Genomic DNA, 20,662 nt, shown 5'->3' on the forward strand with positions numbered 1-20,662 from the left:
CCCGAACGCCACGACGTTCGGGGCAACAAGCGGTGATATTTAAAAGGGATAAACTATGGGAAGAGTCGCGCCTGTCGCCATCGTACTGGCATTTGCTTTGTTTCATCACCAGCCCCGGGGCGCAGAAGCGCCGCCAATGATTACATCCGAAGGATTAGCAACGGACCAGATGCTTCCTTCGCTGGATGGCTCCGCCGCTGAGTTGCCGCTCAGCGCCGCCGCGCCGGGCAACCTGACGCTCAATGACGCGGTCAATCGCGCCGTTAACTGGCATCCTTCTATTCGCGAAGCCGTCGGCAAACTGCTCGCACAGAATGAACAAATAGAGGTCGCCAAATCGAAATATTATCCGAAAGTCAGCGCTGGCGTGAACAATGGGTACAGCAATACCTACACCGATCACGGGTATAGCCCCTCGCTGGTGCTGTCAGTATCGCAAATGCTTTATGACTTCGGCAAAGTGGCAAGCCAGGTTCGCGCCGAAACCGCAGGCGCAGCACAGCAACAGGCTAATGTGTTGCTCAGTATTGATACCGTCGCGCACGAAACCGCCAACGCCATTGTACAAACGCAGAGCTGGCAGCAAATGGTAGAAGCGGCGGAAGAACAGCTCACCGCGCTGGACGGCATCGGTAAACTTATCCGGCAGCGCAGCGATGAAGGCGCTACGTCGCTCTCTGACGTGGTGCAAACCGAAGCCAGAATCGAATCCGCCCGCTCGCAACTGGCGCAGTATCAGGCCAATCTCGACAGTGCGAAAGCCTCACTGATGAGCTGGCTGGGCTGGAATTCGCTTAACGGCATCAATAATGACTTCCCGGCGAAACTTGCTCGCAGCTGTGAGACGGCGACTCCCGACGATCGACTGGTGCCCGCGGTACTGGCCGCCTGGGCGCAGGCCAACGTTGCGCGGGCGAATCTGGACTATGCCAGCGCGCAAATGACGCCGACGATTTCGCTCGAACCTTCTGTACAACATTATCTTAATGATAAATATCCCAGTCATGAAGTGCTGGATAAAACCCAGTATTCCACCTGGGTGAAAGTTGAGATGCCGCTTTACCAGGGCGGAGGGCTGACCGCCCGACGCAACGCCGCCAGCCATGCGGTAGACGCGGCTCAGTCGACCATTCAGCGCACCCGGCTTGATGTCCGCCAGAAACTGATGGAGGCGCGCAGCCAGGCAATGAGTCTTGCCAGCGCGTTACAAATCCTTCGTCGGCAACAGCAGCTTAGCGAACGCACGCGCGAACTGTATCAGCAGCAATACCTTGACCTCGGTTCCCGCCCGCTGCTCGACGTGCTTAATGCGGAGCAGGAAGTTTACCAGGCGCGTTTTGCCGAACTGCAAACGGAAAGCCAGTTGCATCAGTTACAACTGAACTGTCTGTATAACACCGGCGCGCTTCGTCAGGCGTTCGCGTTAAATCATCGCAGCATTCAATCCGTGGAGATCCAGCCATGACCCGCGCCGCCCCCGATGTAGAAGAGGTACTCAGTGAGCGCGCGCTAAGCCAATGGGCGCAGGCCATCAGCCATGTCGCCGGTCATTATCGCGTTGCCTGTTCTCCCGGTTCAATTCAGGCCAACGCCCCGTGGTTTAGGGGTAAAAGCAGAACGACCGCCTTAACGCAGCTCGCGCGGCAGGCGGGTTTATCCTTTCATGTGCCGGACATAGACAAAACGGCATTTAGTCAGTGGCGATTGCCGTTGGTTGTCGAGCTCCGGGACGGGCAGTTATTGGTCATCGAGCATGTTAATGGCGAAGATGCGGTAGACGTTTTTGTGATTGAAGAAGAGGGTCAGCGTAACCGCCTGACGCTCAGCGAGTTATTGCCGGAGATCCTCTATGTTGCCGCGCTACGCCCGCTATCGGCGCTCAAGGATAGCCGCGTCGATCGCTATATCTCCCGCTTTAAACCCGACTGGATGCGCGAGCTGGTTCTGCAGGATATTCGCCCTTATTTACCGGTAATGGTCGCCGCCTTTCTGATTAACGTGCTGTCGCTGGCCGGGATTGTGTTCTCTATGCAGGTTTACGATCGGGTGATCCCCGCTCAGTCATATCCTACCCTGTACGTGCTCTCCTTCGGCGTGCTGGTAGCGGTGCTGTTCGGTTTTCTGCTGCGTGAAGCGCGTACGCACATTATGGACGTGCTCGGTAAACGCGCCGATATGCGCATTTCCGATCGGGTATTCGGTCATGCGTTAAGGCTGCGCAACAGCGCTATCCCCCGTTCCACCGGCAGTTTTATCTCGCAGTTACGCGAACTGGAGCAGATCCGCGAGATGATTACCTCTTCAACGCTGGCGACCATTGTCGATCTGCCTTTCTTTTTCCTGTTTATGGTAGTCCTGGCGATTATTGCCCCACCGCTGGCATGGATAGCGCCCGTGGCGGCTCTGCTGATGATCCTGCCAGGCGTCGCACTGCAAAAAAAACTGGCTGTCCTCGCCAACCAGGCCGCCCACGAAGCGACGCTACGCAATGCAGTCTTGGTCGAAAGCGTTCAGGGGCTGGAAGATATTAAACTGATGCAGGCGGAGAACCGCTTTCTTCAGCAGTGGAATAGCTATATCCGTATTACCGGCGAGTCGGGTCTACGCACCCGCAAACTCACGCAAGGGCTTATCAGTTGGGGGATGTCGGTACAAAGTCTGGTGTATGCTGCAGTGATTATGTTCGGCGCGCCGATGGTCATTGAAGGCAGTATGACTACCGGCGCCGTGGTCGCCGCGTCGATGCTCGGCTCGCGGATGATCGCGCCAATGGCTAACCTGTGCGGCGTGCTAGCGCGCTGGCAGCAGGTGAAAGCGGCGAAGATGGGTCTCGACAACATTATGCAACTGCCCACCGAGACACAGCATGATGATAGCCTGATACACCGCGACATCCTCCACGGGCATTACCTCTTTGAAAACGCTCAGTTTCGTTACCATAACGACGATCAACGCATACCGCTGCGCCTCGTGCGTCTGGAGATCATGCCAGGCGAGCGGATTGCGATACTGGGGCGTAACGGTGCGGGTAAATCCACACTTTTACAGGCGATGGCGGGCGGCCTGGAGATGATTCAGGGAGATGCCCGGCTTGATAATCTCAGCTTGTCGCACATCGATATGGCGGATTTACGCCGCAACATCGGCTTTCTTAGCCAGAACGCGCGGCTTTTCTTCGGCACCCTACGAGAGAACCTGACGCTCGGCGCGCCGCACGCCAACGATGAACAGATTTTTGACGCGCTCGAAGTCAGCGGCGGCGCCGTCTTCGTCAGGCGGCTGGCAAAAGGGTTGGATCATCCCATTATGGAGGGCGGTAACGGCCTGTCCGGTGGGCAGCGTCAGTCCCTGTTGCTGGCGAGAATGCTGCTGCGCTCCCCCAATATTGTGCTACTTGACGAACCCAGCGCCTCGCTGGACGAGCATACGGAACGAGAGTTTATTCAGCGGTTACATCAGTGGCTTGGCAATCGAACCCTGGTCGTCGCGACGCACCGGGTACCAATACTGGAGCTGGTTGAGCGTGTCGTTGTCCTGAAAGAAGGACAACTGGTGATGGATGCGCCAAAAGCGCAGGCGCTTAACGCGGATCGGATGCAAAGTCACCGTCGGGAGTGGAAAAATGAAAATCAATCAGCATGATGCCGCGATGGACGATCCCGATATTCAGCGTGAACGGGCGTTTTCCGGCGCGGGTCGTATTGTTCTGATCTGCTCACTGTTATTTCTCATTCTCGGCATCTGGGCGTGGTTTGGCCGGCTGGATGAGGTTTCCACCGGCAACGGGAAAGTGATCCCCAGTTCACGCGAACAGGTTCTGCAGTCGCTGGATGGCGGCATTCTGGCGCAGTTGACGGTGCGGGAAGGCGACAGAGTTCAGGCTAACCAGATTGTCGCCCGGCTTGATCCGACGCGTCTGGCGTCCAGTGTGGGTGAAAGTGCGGCAAAATATCGCGCTTCACTCGCCTCCAGCGCACGGTTAACCGCGGAAGTCAGCGACTTACCTCTCGCCTTTCCCGCTGAGCTGAACGGCTGGCCGGATCTGATTGCCGCAGAGACGCGTCTCTATAAAAGCCGCCGCGCGCAGCTGGCCGATACCGAAGCCGAGCTACGGGATGCGCTGGCGTCGGTTAATAAAGAGCTGACCATTACCCAGCGGCTGGAGAAAAGCGGCGCGGCCAGTCATGTTGAAGTGCTACGCCTGCAACGACAAAAAAGCGATTTAGGCTTAAAAATTACCGATCTGCGCTCACAATATTATGTGCAGGCACGCGAAGCGTTATCGAAAGCAAACGCTGAGGTCGATATGCTCTCCGCCATTTTAAAAGGACGTGAGGATTCCGTCACCCGCCTCACCGTGCGTTCGCCGGTACGCGGCATTGTTAAAAATATCCAGGTCACGACGATTGGCGGCGTAATCCCGCCTAACGGCGAGATGATGGAGATAGTGCCGGTAGACGATCGTCTGCTGATTGAAACCCGCCTTTCGCCACGTGATATCGCCTTTATTCATCCCGGCCAACGCGCATTGGTTAAAATTACTGCTTACGATTACGCCATTTACGGCGGGCTTGACGGCGTGGTGGAGACCATTTCACCGGACACCATTCAGGATAAAGTGAAACCGGAAATTTTCTACTATCGCGTATTTATCCGCACCCACCAGGACTATCTACAAAATAAATCAGGACGCCGTTTTTCGATTGTTCCAGGCATGATCGCCACGGTGGATATCAAAACTGGTGAAAAAACCATTGTCGACTATTTAATCAAACCGTTTAATCGCGCGAAAGAAGCGCTGCGCGAGCGGTAAATCGTTGAAGATAAGAAGATACGGGGGCTGGTCACGCGTGTCACAAGTCTGTTATACTTACCTTACACATTGGGGCTGATTCTGGATTCGACGGGATTTGCGAAACCCAAGGTGCATGCCGAGGGGCGGTTGGCCTCGTAAAAAGCCGCAAAAAAATAGTCGCAAACGACGAAACCTACGCTTTAGCAGCTTAATAACCTGCTTAGAGCCCTCTCTCCCTAGCCTCCGCTCTTAGGACGGGGATCAAGAGAGGTCAAACCCAAAAGAGATCGCGCGGATGCCCTGCCTGGGGTTGAAGCGTTAAAACGAATCAGGCTAGTCTGGTAGTGGCGTGTCCGTCCGCAGGTGCCAGGCGAATGTAAAGACTGACTAAGCATGTAGTACCGAGGATGTAGGAATTTCGGACGCGGGTTCAACTCCCGCCAGCTCCACCAAAATTCTCCATCGGTGATTACCAGAGTCATCCGATGAAGTCCTGAAAGCCCGCATGGCACAAGCCCTGCGGGCTTTTTTGTGTCTGTCCTTGTCCGAGAACATCCGGCTAAATCCGGTGATTATTGGTATACGTTTAGGTATACGGTAGGATGTATACCTAAAAGCGTATACCAATTCATGAAGGAGCGGCCACAGTGGCACGGACAACGCGCTCCCTGACCAACACCGAAGTTCTGCGCGCTAAAGCTTTAGAGAAGGATCTAACGCTGCATGATGGCGATGGCCTTTTCCTGATAGTGAAAACCAGCGGGAAAAAGCTCTGGCGCTTCCGTTATCAACGTCCGGCGACAAAACAGCGGACAATGATGGGTCTAGGTGCTTTCCCCGCTCTTTCACTTACTGACGCCCGAGGGATAAGAGCGGATTACCTTGCCTTGTTAGCCAACGGAATTGACCCACAAATTCAGGCCGAAGTTGCAGAGGAACAGCAGCAAATCGCTCTGGACAGTATTTTTTCAACGGTCGCCGCTAACTGGTTCCAGCTCAAAAGCAAAAGCGTTACCCCTGATTACGCTAAAGATATATGGCGTCCACTGGAAAAAGACGTATTCCCTGCCATCGGGGAAATTCCTGTCCAGCAAATCAAAGCCCGAACACTGGTTGAAGCCCTTGAGCCAATCAAAGCACGTGGAGCACTCGAGTCAGTGCGCCGGCTTGTGCAGCGTATTAACGAGATAATAATTTATGCTGTCAACACTGGTCTGATAGATGCGAATCCAGCATCAGGTGTTGGGATGGCCTTTGAGAAGCCCAAAAACAAAACATGCCGACGCTTCGGCCAGAAGAGTTACCAAAACTCATGCGTTCTTTGGTGATGTCAAATCTCTCTGTTTCGACTCGCTGTTTAATTGAATGGCAACTCCTGACGCTTGTGCGCCCTTCTGAGGCCTCCGGTGCTCGTTGGGCAGAAATCGATCTCGATGCAAAGCTTTGGACTATTCCAGCCGAACGGATGAAAGCTAAGCGGGAACACATTGTTCTTTTATCACCACAGGCATTAGAGATTCTGGATGTAATGAAGCCAATTAGCGCTCACCGAGAACATGTTTTTCCCAGCAGGAATGATCCAAAACAAGATATGAATAGCCAGACGGCTAATGCTGCTTTAAAACGAATTGGATTCGGAGGTAAGCTTGTAGCACATGGTTTACGTTCTATAGCCAGTACTGCCATGAATGAAGCAGGATTCAATGCTGATGTTATTGAGGCAGCACTAGCTCATAGTGATAAAGATGAAGTACGAAGAGCTTATAATCGCTCTATATATCTTCCGCAAAGAATAGAATTAATGAATTGGTGGGGTAATAAAACGTCCAGTCTTTAAGAAACTCGCCAGAATAAACTGACGAGACTTTCAATTATGTTAATCTATATACTCATCCTGTGATTCATTTTCAAATACAACGCCTTCAGTGTACTCAGCATACTTTTGCTTTAAGAACTGTAGACCATCTTCACGGTCATACGATATATTAAGCTGATTTTGTAGAAAACCCAATCTATGTTTGTTCTCTTGAATAAGTTGAGACCACGTTTTTATCCAAATAGTCATTTCTTCAGCTTGATATATTGCACCTTCAGGAAGATTTTTTTGTTTTAATTCTCTGAGAGCATAAGTTGTGAGCTCATTTGATATAACCCAGAAGTTCCACTTTGTTTTTAAACCATTAAATCTTGAGTCTTCAGCAACTGCATACGCATAGGATTTAACCTGTTCTATTTCTGATTGACCTATATTTACTTTAGGTGCCTTTAACTCGATAATAATATGCTCACGCTCATCTGGGTAATTTTTGCCTATACTTCTAGTAAGCATTAAATCAACAATACCTACACTACCATCTATCCTTGTTACTTTTTCATCAACTGGAATATCAATCCCTTGCTTTTCTAAATGTACTCTTAATACCTCAGTTAGTGACTTATCATTGACACTCAATGTAAAAGACTCACCAAAAAACCATGTATTATCCGCCATTATTTTATGAAGCTGACTTCTCTCTTTGAATACTTTTCTTGTATTCGGATGAAATAATACATTTTCAAGCCCAGATATGAATTTCAATCTATCAGTAATTATTTTTGAAACACTAATAACAGCTGACAATGAGGCATCCCTTAATATCTCAGCCAATTCAGTTTGTTTTTCCTTAGGAAGCGAGAGAACCTCCTCCAATATAGTTCTCAAGTCATCAGGGCAACTCCCAACAATATGCCTGAGTAATTTAAACTGAAATTTCTTAAGTTTAAGGTCGCCATTATCAAATTGTGGTATGTATTTTATAACATTGATGGCCATAATATCGAATACTTTTCTTTCAGCATCCTCAACAATATTTTCGGCCTTACCCACATACGGATAAACACCTTCATTTTTCCATTTATCAATTAGCTCCCTTGACTTTTCATGATCTCTTTTCCTGAAGTGTTCCTTTATCAAACCTTCGACTTTATTTAATACAGGACTTAAAGAAGGCTCTAAGTCCATGAGCGACAAAGTACCCTCATGGGAAAGTTTGGTCAAATGTGTAGACTTCAAATAAACAGAATAAGAATATGTACTAGTCCCTCTAATTTTCTTCTCATAACTTATTAAGGGAAAACCTTCCTTGTCGCATAAAAAAATCTCATTTTCTTTAGCTGACTTCCATTCAATAACTTGTAACTCATATGAATGTAATTCATCACAATAAACCACATCGTCTAATTTATAGCTTGTATCAAATAAAATCTGTGCTGTTGGATCGATTTGTTCTCGATTTACAAATACTTTTACGGATGGGTATTTACTAAGATATAAAGCAAGTGTAGTGGAAAGAAACTCAGATAGTTTTTGAGGTGTCAATGAGGTGAAGTTTTTCACCAATTCCAATATAGAAACAACTGTTCCTGATTTAGTTTCACTTGATACAACCTTATCAGAAACTGAAATTTTCTTCTTATTATCAGCTATTCCTTTTATTTTATATTCATAATATACATCATCAAGTAAATAAGTAGTATTCCACTCAATATATCGACCTATTGAGAATGCCTTAAAACGTCCTTGCCCTTCTTTTCCGTGTAAAAAACGAGATTTTCTTTCTGATAAAACCTTGTCTTTTTTCCATGACCCGCCCAGTGAACTAAATAACTTTTCTGCATTCTCATAGGGAATACCATTACCATCATCCCTGATAAATATATGCGAGAGTCCTAACTCAGACTCTGTCAAATCAACATATACATTTTCAGCATCAGCATCTAAGGCATTCCATACCAACTCAGCGATTGCTTGTAATGCAGAAGATTTAGAAACCTTATCTAAATAATCTATCTGTACTTCTACATTAAATGATTTCTCTGCCATGTGAGTCCCTTATTTTTTGTTAATATTTTAGCAGTTAAAAAATTAAATCAGTATAATAATTTCATCAGTACTTTAGATCACGTCAAATAATTAAGCCAGTATTTTTAGATAGCCAATCACAAAACATAGCTTTTGACGATTGTTAGTTTGAAATTGATTCTTATGATCTATAAACGATTGTTTTATCACTATTGAATTGGCGAGTTAAAAAAATATCACAACATAGTTGTAAAATTAAAAGTATCTTTAACTTAGCGCGCAATGCTCTCCCCGACACGCCCGCCCGCTTAAGAGACCGCTTTTAATGAGGTGCAAAAGTGGCCTCAGGCTGCGCCGCGACAGGCACAGGCACAGGCACAGGCACAGGCAGGGGCGGGAAAACACATGCAAAACCATGCACCTTATGGATGCATGGCTTATTTGGTTAAAAATAGCGGGATTTACGGGGATTTTTTGACGGGCTACTGCGCGGCCAGTTCGGTGCATCGACGGGTGTAAATCATATTCTGTGCAGGGGTGAATTTTTCACGATTACCATCCCGCGAAGCGGCATCAGGCCTGAATCCGATGGCCGTTAAAATATCGCTGTCCTGCGCAGAATAATTAATTTTTTCACCTGCGGCCAGCCACACCGGCAGGGCTTCACGCAGATAATCAACTGAGTGCTGCATGGCGCTCTGTTTTACTGCGGGAATTTGTTCGTTATACCCCATCAGCTCAGGTGCCAGCGTGGCGGCCAGCTCCGCACCGTGCTGCTGCATAAAGTCATGGAGCCGGTTAAGTTGCACCTCCTCATGCGAGAAGATGTAGCGACCGGCGGCCTGATTCACCTCCCATTTTTTTACGTCAATCAGGTCACGCAATGTCTGTAATCTGCGGGAACCTGATGCGTGTCATCCAGCAATAATTCCTGATATTCCTGCTCTGCGGCGGTCAGTTCGGCTTTACGGTCCAGCCACGCCGTTTTGTTCATCTGACAGGCTTCAAACGCCTGCTCTAAGGTCAGGGAGGAGCTCACTTACACCTGCATGTGTTTACCAAAGGAGTACAGGTTACTAATGCCTCGTCCATTTTCTCTCAACCCTAAGAAGAATTAGCCCGTAAGGAATAAGGGTAATATCCATGCATATAAACCTGAAAATCCAAACTTCGTGGTAAGTCCAAGCCTTACCCCCACTGGTGCTAAATTTTATCTCATATTCAGAAGGAGATGATAGAAAACTATATCTTTCACACGGTATCGAACTTCCTTGCCAAGCCATAATTGGTCAGTTATCTCTACCGTTTCAACACGTTTCTTTTTATCAGTAAAACCAGCATAACTAATATCTGAAACATATTTTTTATAATCTTTTGTCAGTTGCGTAAAATCGTCGATATCACAGTAAACTATAATAAATACCGGACTTAGCCCCTCATTATCATAAGATGAAATCTTATCCAAATGCCCACTAATAGTCCTTTTTTCAAGTGAGAAAAGGCGAAAAGCCTCAAAAATAGCAATTCTAGTATTATCACTGTGCTTAATAACACCATCTATTTCTCCGATACTTTGACCCGATGCTGAGCGCCCCATCCTTTTCTGGTCACCAAAACCAATCCTGGCTTCAGACATACGCATATCAAACAACGACGTAAACCAATCATTAATCAGATCCTCATTAGTAATCTGGCTGGTTATTGTACCTTTTGCTCTCCTACTAGCTTGAAGCTGAAGATTTTTTTTGCGCATCAGAAGTTCACGACCAATGCTGATAACCACATCTTTCAAGAAAATCTCAGTAGTTTGGCCATTCCCAATAATTTTGACATATTCGTTAAATTTACGACTAACGATCAAACCGTATTGTTTGGCGAGTTGGAATGTACTATTCTTCTGTGACTCAACCATAGCCCTGAAAATACCAGTCACAACAGGTTCTTCAGGAAGAGCCTTATTTAACTTCTCAAGAAGTGGCATTAGACTGGTATCGTCGCCGATATCAGCATTTAATTTTCGATAATTATCAATGATCTGCTGTGCTGCCCAGACTTCGTTTCGTTCTACAAGAGCAAGGCAATATGGCAGCATTATTTCTTTGGTGTTACGCTGCTCAGGCGTTAATTTTCGCCAGAAAATATCAGCCTGATGTTGAAAATTCAGTTTCCGCATAGCATCCAGTATTTGGCTTGCCCACTGAGTTCCAATATCTTGGGGTTTCGTCTCTTTAATAGATATGAGAAATTTATCAAGAGCGAGAGATAGAAGTGAAAGATCCCCCACTTTCTCGCCATATTCAATTCTTGCCACAAAAAGGGCAAAGGAATGGTGAAGGCTCTTACTAGTCCTACAAAGGGACTCCATTATACTTACACTTTTCTCCGGATCGCTTTTATACAAGGCTATTGCACAAATGTAACGACTAAACTGGTCACATTGTAAGTATCCCGCATAATCGTGCCATTCACATTTAGAGATCATCCGGCATAATCAATCTGCCAACGAAGGAGATCGCTATGCGTAAAGCCCGTTTTACTGAGCATCAGATCATCACTGTGATTAAGTCGGTTGAAGCTGGACGAACCGTTAAAGATGTCTGCCGGGAGGCCGGTATCTCTGAGGCCACCTACTATAACTGGAAGTCCAGATACGGCGGCATGGAAGCTTCTGATATTAAAAAGATAAAAGATCTTGAGGACGAGAACCGACGCCTCAAACAGATGTTTGCCGACCTGAGCCTTGAGAACCGGGCGCTGAAAGACGTTATCGAAAAAAAGCTTTAAAACCAGCCTTTAAGCGTGAGCTGGTCACTCATCTGATAACGGCATTCGGACTCAGTATCCGTCAGGCCTGCCGGAGCCTGAACCTGAGCAGAACGGTTTATCATTACCGTCCGGATAACACACGTGACGAACCCGTTATTACCGCATTGCAGGCAGCAGCTGAACGGTATCCACGATACGGTTTTCCGAAGCTTTTTCAGGTTCTGCGGCGGCAGGGATACATGTGGAATCACAAAAGGATCCACCGTATTTATTGTCTGCTGAAGCTGAATTTTCGCCGTAAGGGCAAACAACGGCTGCCGGTGCGTAACCCCTCGCCACTGGCCACACCGGAAGCGCTGAACCAGAGCTGGTCTGTCGATTTTATGCATGATGCCCTGGTCTGTGGGCGTCGTTTTCGCACGTTCAATGTCGTTGATGACTTTAACCGTGAGGCGTTGTCGATTGAAATAGATCTGAATCTGCCAGCCCCACGAGTGGTCCGTGTACTCGACAGGATCGCGGCAAATCGTGGCTATCCGGTCATGCTACGCATGGATAATGGTCCGGAATTTATCTCACTTGCACTGGCTGAATGGGCAGAGCAACATGCAGTAAAACTGGAATTTATTCAGCCGGGTAAGCCGACGCAGAACGCTTTTATTGAGCGCTTTAACCGAACATACCGTACAGAAATACTCGATTTTTATCTGTTCAGAACGCTGAATGAAGCGCGGGAAATCACGGAAAGATGGGTGTCAGAATATAACTGTGAACGCCCTCATGAATCACTGAACAATATGACGCCGGAGGAATATCGGCAACACAATCATTTGGCCGGGATCTCAAAAAATGCCTGGAACTAAAACGGGTCTATTTACAACATTCATAAGACAAATTCTTAAAGTGGATGTTGTTTTCAGATAAATCTATATCAGGTTTCTTGAAAGATATTAACTTAGAGGCCCTAATATATTCATCAGGATTATCTTTTAACTCCATAAATAATCTTAAATGTTCATACTTATAAGCATATCCTTCCCATCGACAAATACGCTCTAGCAAATCAATGTTTTTCATACTTCTAAGTCGACTAAGAATAGGTTTTGCTGCCTGCAAGACCCCCCAAGCTAATTTTAAATGATTATTGTCACATGCCGATATGAATGCTAATTCAAGATCATTGAGACCTAAATTTTCTTTATCCAGATCTCGACGAGCTAAAATAATATCCTGCAAAACCTGCTCTCTAGCCAAGATATGACAATGGTCAAGCATGATGTACAAGGAGCTAACTGGAATTCTCTCTTTACACTGTTCGATAAAATCAACATAGAGATCATCGGGGATACTATTCAAAAAAACACTAAAGGCCCCCCATAAATCCCTAGTATTATCAGTAATATACCTATCAAATATATATACCCTACCTTCCTGTTTTCCAAACCCATACGAACACACTATTTCTGTTACTTTTCGCCAAACCCTTTTGTGCTCAATGACATCAATTTTGCACTTAACAACACACATCAAAGTCTGCATGTAATGCCTTATAGCAGAAGCAACTGCCGACCAGTTTTTATTTTCATATGTCAGTGAATCTTTCCAATCTAATATCCTCACTGACATAGAAAGCAAAGGACTAGCTCCTTTTACTGCAATCAGACTTGCCCATGGTAAGGAGGCAAAAAAAGCGCCAGGTTCAAGATCTCGGCGCTTTCCACTAAAACATTCTTCAAAGGCTGTTTGATAGAAGGTATACAAACAGGTACACAATTCTTGCTGAACCTTTTGTTTATGATTTCCCTCCACTTTTTCAATACGCTCAGCGAGCCAAAACCCAATATAGTAAATACTTCTTTCTTTAAGCCTCAAAACTCGTCGAGGTAGTTGCTCTTCTAATTGCTTAATGAAAGAACTGACCAATTGCAGCACACTCGCATCGTCAAGACGTTGCAGTAGGCAAGTTAATATTCTGTATTCTGGCGAATCAATATAATTGTCATTATAGAAACCACATAAATCAGCGATATGATATGCAATCTTCAGTAGACGTTGCCCATTGGCATCACAGCCCTCAATTGTTCGTAAATACTCTTTTAAAAGCGCTTCCCTGTAGGTTTTCTCAATACCCGCAGCCCCAGAATAACTGCTCAAGAGCGAATGAAGCGTTCCCCTACTGATCAAATGAACTAAGGCTGTATCACAAGTATCGGCACGGGATAACAGAAATAGCATATACGTCCAGTTGAATCGTTGTGGTAGGATATTAAACAAGATGTGCCTTAAAACCAGATTGTTTTTAGCCATTACAAGCAGATTTAATGAAAAAGACGAACCTCTGAGGCATCGTCTGTCAATATAGATTGAATGAATCAAACACTCTTGGATCAACCATGTTAAGGGCATCGACAGTCCAAGTTCATACCCGAATTGTTCCCATTTTTCAAAAGCCTCCATTTCATCGGGGTCATCTCCTGCAGGATACATATATAGCGCATCTAAATCCTGAGCCGTTATATTTCCAGTAGCTGATATTCCTGACTTCATTACACTTTCAGGCATATCCTCGTTCAGGGATACATTAAATTGTATAGTTCGAGACTCAACAAGTTGCCGGAAATATTGAGAATTTGTAACTTGTTTGAATATAGTTTTCAATGAATATGACGATGAGAGTTCTGATGATAAGAGCCTTTCAATTTCTTCAAAAAATATTTCCTCTTGCTTCTTTTCCAGAAGGCTAAATAGTACAGGAACAATAGCCCTTCCCTGTACTTGTATACATAGCATCCAGCGTCTAAACGCCTCCTTCGCAGGATACTTCTCAAGTAGAGTTTGCCAGAGATAAGTACTATGAAGAGGAGTGAATTTTGAGGTCTCAGGTGCAACACTGACAGCGTCGTTTATCCGCGTACATAGTGGTAATAATGTTTCCAGAGAAACGTTGCCAAATTCTTCACTTAATAGTGCTGTAAGTTCGTTAACATTTATGCAAAAGTGTGGTTCAATAAAATCATTCAAGCCAAGCCGTATCTGTTTAAGCTGTTCCGCTGTGTTCAAAATATCGATAATACTGTCATCGAGCACTTCTGTTTGCCAAGGATGTTGACAATGTACGCTACACCAGTCAGCGTAAAATGACAAAAATCCCGCATCCTCGAGGAAATCAAGCGAACAGTTAGTTTGTATAAAATGGTGCTTACCATCTTTACATGGCCAGCCTCTCGATCCAGATAATAGTTCAGCTATAGTTGTTTTGTTAAGTACAGGGGTTGCCAAAGTGGCGTGCGCAAGATAGATCGCGAGCGCTCTGGCATGCTGATGCTCTTTGTAAGTCCAGAGTCTATCCCGAGTGAACACAGGTGTTTCATCAACCAATAACTTATGCAAAAGATACCAATTTGGGGAGTAATTATTCATTTTGTTCATCATCTTAGCATTCTTGCCTTTTGCTGATTGTAACCTAACTTAAAATGAATACTTATTTTCTCACTTACTGTAGTCCCTCAAGGTGATTATGGTTGTGAGGTGCCCCTAGCTTATAGCCTGACAGCTCCTGAAATCCCCATCAGAATATTAAACGTCTACTCCAAGTAGATAGAGGTCTGAACGAAAGGCTATAAGATCAGCTAGAAGCAACAAACCTATGACGTCCACCCACAAGCCTCGACTAACACGCAAAATCCTTCCTACAACAATCAACTTAAGAATCAACAAGATACCCCCTTCCATATCAACACTATCGCCACTCTTTTGCGCCTTCGCCTTCGCGCAAAAAATAAAAATCCCCAATAAACTCCCCCACCAATTACAAGGACGCCAGCAAATAAAACAAGGGGCAACGTGAAAACGTAGCCCCTTTTTGTTGTCTATGTCCACTTTACGTCCACCAAATTAAAGGATTTAACGCCAGGATTAATGCAGTCATTAAAAGTATGGCACTGACTACTTTAGGAAGAGGCGTCCGTCACATCACTGCACGGAAAGTCCACACAGAACACGATCTGCCGCCGGATACCATTAAATTGCCCCGCCACGCGTTATCAATACTACTACCTACGCTTCCCGTTACCTTGTTGTCGGTACGTTTACCTCATTGTCTGAAAGGTTATGTGCGAAGTTATCATTAATAATCCACGGGCGTCTGGTATGCGAATCCAGTTCCCCAATCCTGGCGCTTTGCCTGTGCGACCATACGCGCGTAAATAAGCCTGAAACCAAACTTCACCGCTTAACGCTCTCCTCTTTCCCGATTTTTACGCAAAAAATCATCACATGCTCAAGTGTCGTATTAGTTATTGCATTTTCCAAATGATATTGGTAATTATTATCATTCTCATTAACGACTTGTTCGATGTACGACGTGGAGAGAGAGGATTTCTCATGCGTATTCTGTTTGTCGGTCCACCACTGTATGGACTGCTATACCCTGTGCTGTCCCTGGCGCAAGCGTTTCGTGTTAATGGCCATGAAGTACTGATTGCAAGCGGTGGCAAATTTGCACAGAAAGCAGCCGAAGCTGGGTTGGTGGTATTTGACGCTGCGCCTGGTTTCGATTCGGAAGCGGGTTATCGCCGTCAGGAGGCATTACGAAAAGAAAATAACATTGGAACAAAAATGGGGAACTTCTCATTCTTCAGCGAAGAGATGACTGACCCGCTGGTCGCGTTCGCCGGGCAGTGGCGGCCAGATCTCATCGTCTACCCTCCTCTTGGGGTCGTTGGACCACTGATTGCCGCTAAGTATGACATTCCGGTAGTGATGCAAACCGTCGGCTTCGGTCATACGCCCTGGCACATCAAAGGCGTGACGAAATCACTTTCTAACGCCTACCGCCGCCATGGGGTCAGCGCGCCACCAAGAGATCTGGCGTGGATAGACGTCACACCGCCCAGCATGAGCATACTGCAAAATGACGGAGAGCCGGTTATCTCCATGCAATACGTCCCGTATAACGGCGGCGCCGTCTGGGAAGAATGGTGGGAACGTACACCTGATCGCAAGCGTCTTCTGGTCAGCCTCGGCACCGTCAAACCGATGGTGGATGGCCTGGATCTGATTTCCTGGGTAATGGATTCTGCCGGCGAAGTAGATGCCGAAATCATCCTGCATCTTCCGGCAAACGCCCGCTCGGATTTACGTTCACTGCCGCCGAATGTCCGTCTGGTCGACTGGCTTCCGATGGGCGTTTTCCTTAACGGCGCCGACGGTTTTATCCACCATGGCGGCGCAGGCAACACCCTGACGGCGCTGCATGCCGGCATTCCGCAGATAGTCTTTGGCCAGGGTGCCGACAGACCCGTCAATGCCCGCGCCGTGGTCGAGCGCGGATGCGGCATTATTCCCGGTAAGAGCGGGCTTACCAGCAGCATGATCAATACCTTCCTCGGTAATCACGCGCTTCGCGAGGCGTCGCAGGAGGTGGCGGCGGAAATGGCGGCCCAGCCTTGCCCGACCGAGGTGGCAAAAAAACTGATCGCCATGCTGCAACACGGCTAACCGCGGCAGCGCAATGACAATATGGCGGCTGAACCCAGCGTGTGTCGCCATATCTCATCTTTCACCGATAAGGAGGCTTAATGCCCGCGACTCATTCCCCCATGCCCGCTCGTGCCTGGATAGTTCGCCTTGCCCGCGTGTGTTGGGAACGTAAAACACTGAGCATCATTGTCATCGTAGCATCAGTATCGACCATTTTACTGGCTGCGCTGACGCCGCTAATAACGCGTCAGGCCGTCAATGACGCGATAGCAGGCGATACGACCCGCCTACCGTTACTTGCCTGCGGCCTGATATTAATTGCCCTTTTTGATTTTATCGGGAATTACGTGCGCCGCGGCTATGCCGGGGAACTCTCGCTGTGGGTTCAGCATACGTTACGTAACCGTGCGTTCGACAGTATTCAAAAACTGGACGGCGCAGGCCAGGACGCCTTGCGTACCGGGCAGGTCATTTCGCGTACCAACAGCGATCTTCAACAGGTACACACCTTGCTACAGATGTGTCCGGTGCCGCTGGCGGTGCTCACTTACTATGTGGCCGGTATCGCGGTAATGCTATGGATGTCGCCATCCATGACGCTTATCGTGATTTGCGTACTGGTCGCCCTTGCCATTACCGCCCTGCGCGCCCGTCGCCGTGTTTTCGCGCAAACGGGGCTTGCCTCAGACCGGCTGGCGCACATGACGGAGCATATGCGCGAAGTATTGGAACAGATCTCAGTGGTGAAGTCCTGCGTGGCGGAGTTGCGCGAAACGCGTTGGCTCGATGGTCAGTCGCGGCAGATGGTGCGGGTACGCATCGGCGCCGCTATCTCGCAGGCGATGCCGGGCGCAACCATGCTGGCGCTACCGGTGATAGGGCAAATCGTCCTGCTGTGCTATGGCGGCTGGTCGGTAATGAACGGGCGCATCGATCTGGGAACCTTCGTTGCGTTCGCGAGTTTTCTCGCTATGCTGACCGGCCCTACCCGCGTACTGGCATCGTTTTTGGTTATCGCACAGCGCACACAGGCGTCGGTAGAGCGCGTCTTCGCGCTTATCGACACGCGTTCTCGCATGGAAGACGGTACTGAGTCGGTTGAGGGCCAGATTATCGGGCTGGACGTGGAGAAGATGAGTTTCCACTACGACAACGGTAACCGTATCCTCAATGAGATCTCGTTTTCCATTCACGCCGGTGAAACCGTGGCGGTGGTTGGCGCATCCGGCTCCGGAAAATCAACATTGCTGATGTTGCTGGCGCGCTTTTACGATCCCACCTCCGGCGGAGTATGGCTCAACACCACTACGGGTCAACAGAATATTCGCGACCTGAAACTGACGGCGCTTCGTCGTCGCGTTGGCGTAGTGTTTGAAGACGCGTTTCTGTTTGCCGGTACGGTGGCGGAAAACATCGCCTATGGGCACCCGCAAGCGACTCAGGACGACATTCGACGCGCCGCCGATGCCGCAGGCGCCAGCGGGTTCATCAATGCGCTACCGCAGGGGTTCAACACCCGACTGACCGAACGCGGAAGCAACCTCTCCGGCGGCCAACGCCAGCGTATTGCGCTAGCCCGGGCACTGATTACCGCGCTGGAACTGCTGATTCTCGATGACACCACCTCGGCGGTCGATGCCGGTACTGAAGCGGAAATTAACACGGCTCTTGGTCGTTATGCCGATAATGAGCATATGCTGCTGGTGATTGCACGCCGCCGTTCAACACTGCAGTTAGCCGATCGGATCGTCGTGCTGGATAAAGGCCGCGTCGTGGATATCGGTACCCAGGCGGAGCTGGATGCAAGGTGTCCGACGTTTCGCTCGCTGATGAGCGGCGAGGGGGATTTTCTCGCCCTTGCCCCGGCAGAACAACGTACGCTATGGCCAACAACGCAGGCGGTAAAATCCGACGACGCGCATGAGCGCCAGACAACCGCCGGAAAAGGTTTTGTCGACCGGATGACGCGCGTTCCGGAACGCGCCGTACAGATGGCGCTGGCAGGCCACGGGCGTCAAGTCTCATCGCTGCTGACGCCAGTAGCCTGGATGTTCGTCATCGCCGCCCTGCTTATCGCGCTTGATTCCGCCGCAGGCGTTGGCGTGCTGGTGCTTTTGCAGCGCGGTATTGACTCAGGCGTTGCCGTAGGGGATATGTCGACTATTGGCATATGCGCCCTGCTCGCGCTGTGTCTGGTAGCGATCGGTTGGTGCTGCTATGCGCTGCAAACGATCTTCGCCGCCCGCGCGGCAGAGTCGGTACAGCATACGGTACGCTTACGCAGCTTCAGCCACCTGCTACGCCTGAGTCTTCCCTGGCACGAGAAGCACATCGACTCGCGTCTTACTCGCATGACCGTCGACGTTGATTCACTCGCCCGATTTCTGCAAAACGGTCTTGCCAGCGCGACCACCAGCATCGTGACGATGGTCGCTATCGCCGCGGCAATGTTCTGGCTTGACCCCATTCTTGCATTAACGGCATTAAGCGCCGTGCCTGTAGTGGTGCTGGCGACGTGGATTTACCGCCGTTTGAGCTCGCCTGCTTACGCCCAGGCACGGCTGGAAATTGGTAAGGTGAACAGTACGCTTCAGGAAAAGGTCTCCGGTATGCGGGTAGTACAGTCACACGGCCAACAGCAGCAGGAAGCCGCCAGGCTACGGGCGTTATCAGACAACTTCCGCGCCACCCGCGTGCGGGCGCAAAAATACCTTGCTGTCTATTTTCCGTTCCTGACCTTCTGCACCGAGGCCGCCTATGCCGCCGTGCTGTTAATCGGGGCGACCCGGGTCGCCGGAGGCGAAATGACGCCCGGGATACTGGCGGCGTTCTTCCTGCTACTGGGACAATTTTATGGCCCGGTACAGCAGTTGTCAGGCATTGTTGATTCCTGGCAGCAGGCGACCGCCAGCGGCAAACATATCAATGCGCTATTGGCGACTGAGGAAACGGAGAATATTGAACCGTCCTCCATAACGCCTGGCACTGGCGGCGCGCTACGTCTGGAGGCATTGACATTCCGCTATCCCGAAAAAACGCAACCTGTGCTTGATAATCTCTCGCTCACCATTCCGCCAGGAACGGTAGTCGCGGTGGTCGGACGTAGCGGCGCCGGCAAATCGACGCTGATCAAGCTGCTGGCCGGGCTCTACTCTCCCGGCAGCGGGCAAATCCGTGTCGGTGAGCGCCTAATTGATGCCGCGTCGCTTAGTGATTATCGTCGCCAGACGGGGCTGGTCACTCAGGATGTCGCATTATTTAGCGGCGATATTGCCGAAAATATCCGCTATTCGCGGCCAGACAGCAGCGACACGGAGGTGGAGATCGCGGCGCGACAGGCGGGACTCTTTGAAACTGTGCAACATCTGCCGCTGGGGTTTCGTACTCCGGTCAATAACGGCGGCACGGATCTGTCCGCGGGCCAGCGTCAGTTGATTGCCCTCGCCCGCGCCCAACTGGCGCAGGCGCACATTCTGCTGCTCGACGAGGCGACAGCGCGTATCGACCGCAGCGCCGAGGAGCGCTTAATAACCTCGCTTACCAGAGTGACGCATACCGAGAAACGCATCGCGCTTATCGTCGCGCACCGACTGACCACCGCTCGCCGCTGCGATGTGATTGTCGTAATCGATAAAGGATGTATCGCTGAATATGGCAGCCATGAGCAGTTGATAGCGGCTCATGGCCTGTATGCTCGTCTGTGGCGGGCCAGCGTCGGCCAGACACGCGATACGCAAGGAGAGGTCGTAGGATAGTTTTTATCGCCACGATTTACGCAA

General features: G+C 49.0%; 9 protein-coding genes, 1 other RNA gene and 2 pseudogenes. 8 read left to right on the forward strand and 4 right to left on the reverse strand.

Features of this window, described 5'->3' with window-relative positions; all coding sequences use genetic code 11:
• The first annotated feature begins 55 nt into the window (after positions 1-55).
• From EOS97_RS02955 to EOS97_RS02975, 5 genes and pseudogenes are all read left to right on the forward strand, one after another.
• Positions 56-1,465: a TolC family outer membrane protein gene (locus EOS97_RS02955; protein ID WP_000533860.1), complete on the forward strand. Its 1,410-nt coding sequence runs from the start codon at positions 56-58 to the stop codon at positions 1,463-1,465.
• On the forward strand, positions 1,462-3,642 hold the full coding sequence (locus tag EOS97_RS02960; RefSeq protein ID WP_000196143.1) for a type I secretion system permease/ATPase: 2,181 nt from the start codon (positions 1,462-1,464) through the stop codon (positions 3,640-3,642). Before EOS97_RS02955 ends, EOS97_RS02960 begins: the two co-directional genes overlap by 4 nt.
• Positions 3,643-3,649: 7 nt before the next feature.
• Positions 3,650-4,813 carry an HlyD family type I secretion periplasmic adaptor subunit gene (locus EOS97_RS02965; RefSeq protein WP_072101394.1) on the forward strand — a complete coding sequence of 388 codons (1,164 nt, stop codon included), beginning with the start codon at positions 3,650-3,652 and terminating at the stop codon, positions 4,811-4,813.
• 71 nt (positions 4,814-4,884) lie between these two features.
• Positions 4,885-5,247, forward strand: a transfer-messenger RNA (tmRNA) gene (gene ssrA, locus EOS97_RS02970).
• Positions 5,248-5,442: 195 nt separating this feature from the next.
• Positions 5,443-6,632, forward strand: a pseudogene (locus EOS97_RS02975) (integrase domain-containing protein).
• Positions 6,633-6,671: 39 nt separating this feature from the next.
• On the opposite strand, the gene EOS97_RS02980 reads toward EOS97_RS02975, so the two are convergent.
• From EOS97_RS02980 to EOS97_RS02995, 3 genes and pseudogenes are all read right to left on the reverse strand, one after another.
• Positions 6,672-8,657, reverse strand: a complete 1,986-nt coding sequence (locus EOS97_RS02980; protein WP_000818628.1) for an ATP-binding protein — start codon at positions 8,655-8,657, stop codon at positions 6,672-6,674.
• A gap of 461 nt (positions 8,658-9,118) precedes the next feature.
• A pseudogene (locus EOS97_RS02990) lies at positions 9,119-9,630 on the reverse strand (phage polarity suppression protein).
• A 216-nt stretch (positions 9,631-9,846) separates the two neighbouring features.
• The gene (locus EOS97_RS02995; protein ID WP_127836114.1) at positions 9,847-10,947 is read right to left on the reverse strand and encodes a hypothetical protein; all 1,101 of its coding nucleotides are present in this window, start codon (positions 10,945-10,947) and stop codon (positions 9,847-9,849) included.
• A 206-nt stretch (positions 10,948-11,153) separates the two neighbouring features.
• Between EOS97_RS02995 and EOS97_RS03000 the strand changes: the two genes are divergently transcribed.
• Positions 11,154-12,265 (forward strand): IS3 family transposase gene (locus EOS97_RS03000; protein ID WP_095055964.1). Its coding sequence is split into 2 segments (ribosomal slippage): positions 11,154-11,415 and positions 11,415-12,265, totalling 1,113 coding nucleotides; the frame shifts between segments, so codons are not numbered across the junction.
• A gap of 7 nt (positions 12,266-12,272) precedes the next feature.
• Here EOS97_RS03000 and EOS97_RS03005 read toward each other — a convergent pair.
• Positions 12,273-14,834: a hypothetical protein gene (locus EOS97_RS03005; RefSeq protein WP_127836115.1), complete on the reverse strand. Its 2,562-nt coding sequence runs from the start codon at positions 14,832-14,834 to the stop codon at positions 12,273-12,275.
• A gap of 951 nt (positions 14,835-15,785) precedes the next feature.
• Between EOS97_RS03005 and iroB the strand changes: the two genes are divergently transcribed.
• Both iroB and iroC read left to right on the forward strand, forming a co-directional pair.
• Complete coding sequence (gene iroB, locus EOS97_RS03020) at positions 15,786-16,901, forward strand: salmochelin biosynthesis C-glycosyltransferase IroB (protein WP_001221109.1); 1,116 nt, start codon at positions 15,786-15,788, stop codon at positions 16,899-16,901.
• Positions 16,902-16,981: 80 nt separating this feature from the next.
• Entirely contained in the window at positions 16,982-20,638 is a 3,657-nt protein-coding gene (gene iroC / locus EOS97_RS03025) for a salmochelin/enterobactin export ABC transporter IroC (protein WP_127836116.1), read from the forward strand.
• Positions 20,639-20,662 lie beyond the last annotated feature (24 nt).

This window comes from Salmonella sp. SSDFZ54 (genome assembly GCF_004010735.1).
Taxonomy (GTDB): domain Bacteria; phylum Pseudomonadota; class Gammaproteobacteria; order Enterobacterales; family Enterobacteriaceae; genus Salmonella; species Salmonella enterica.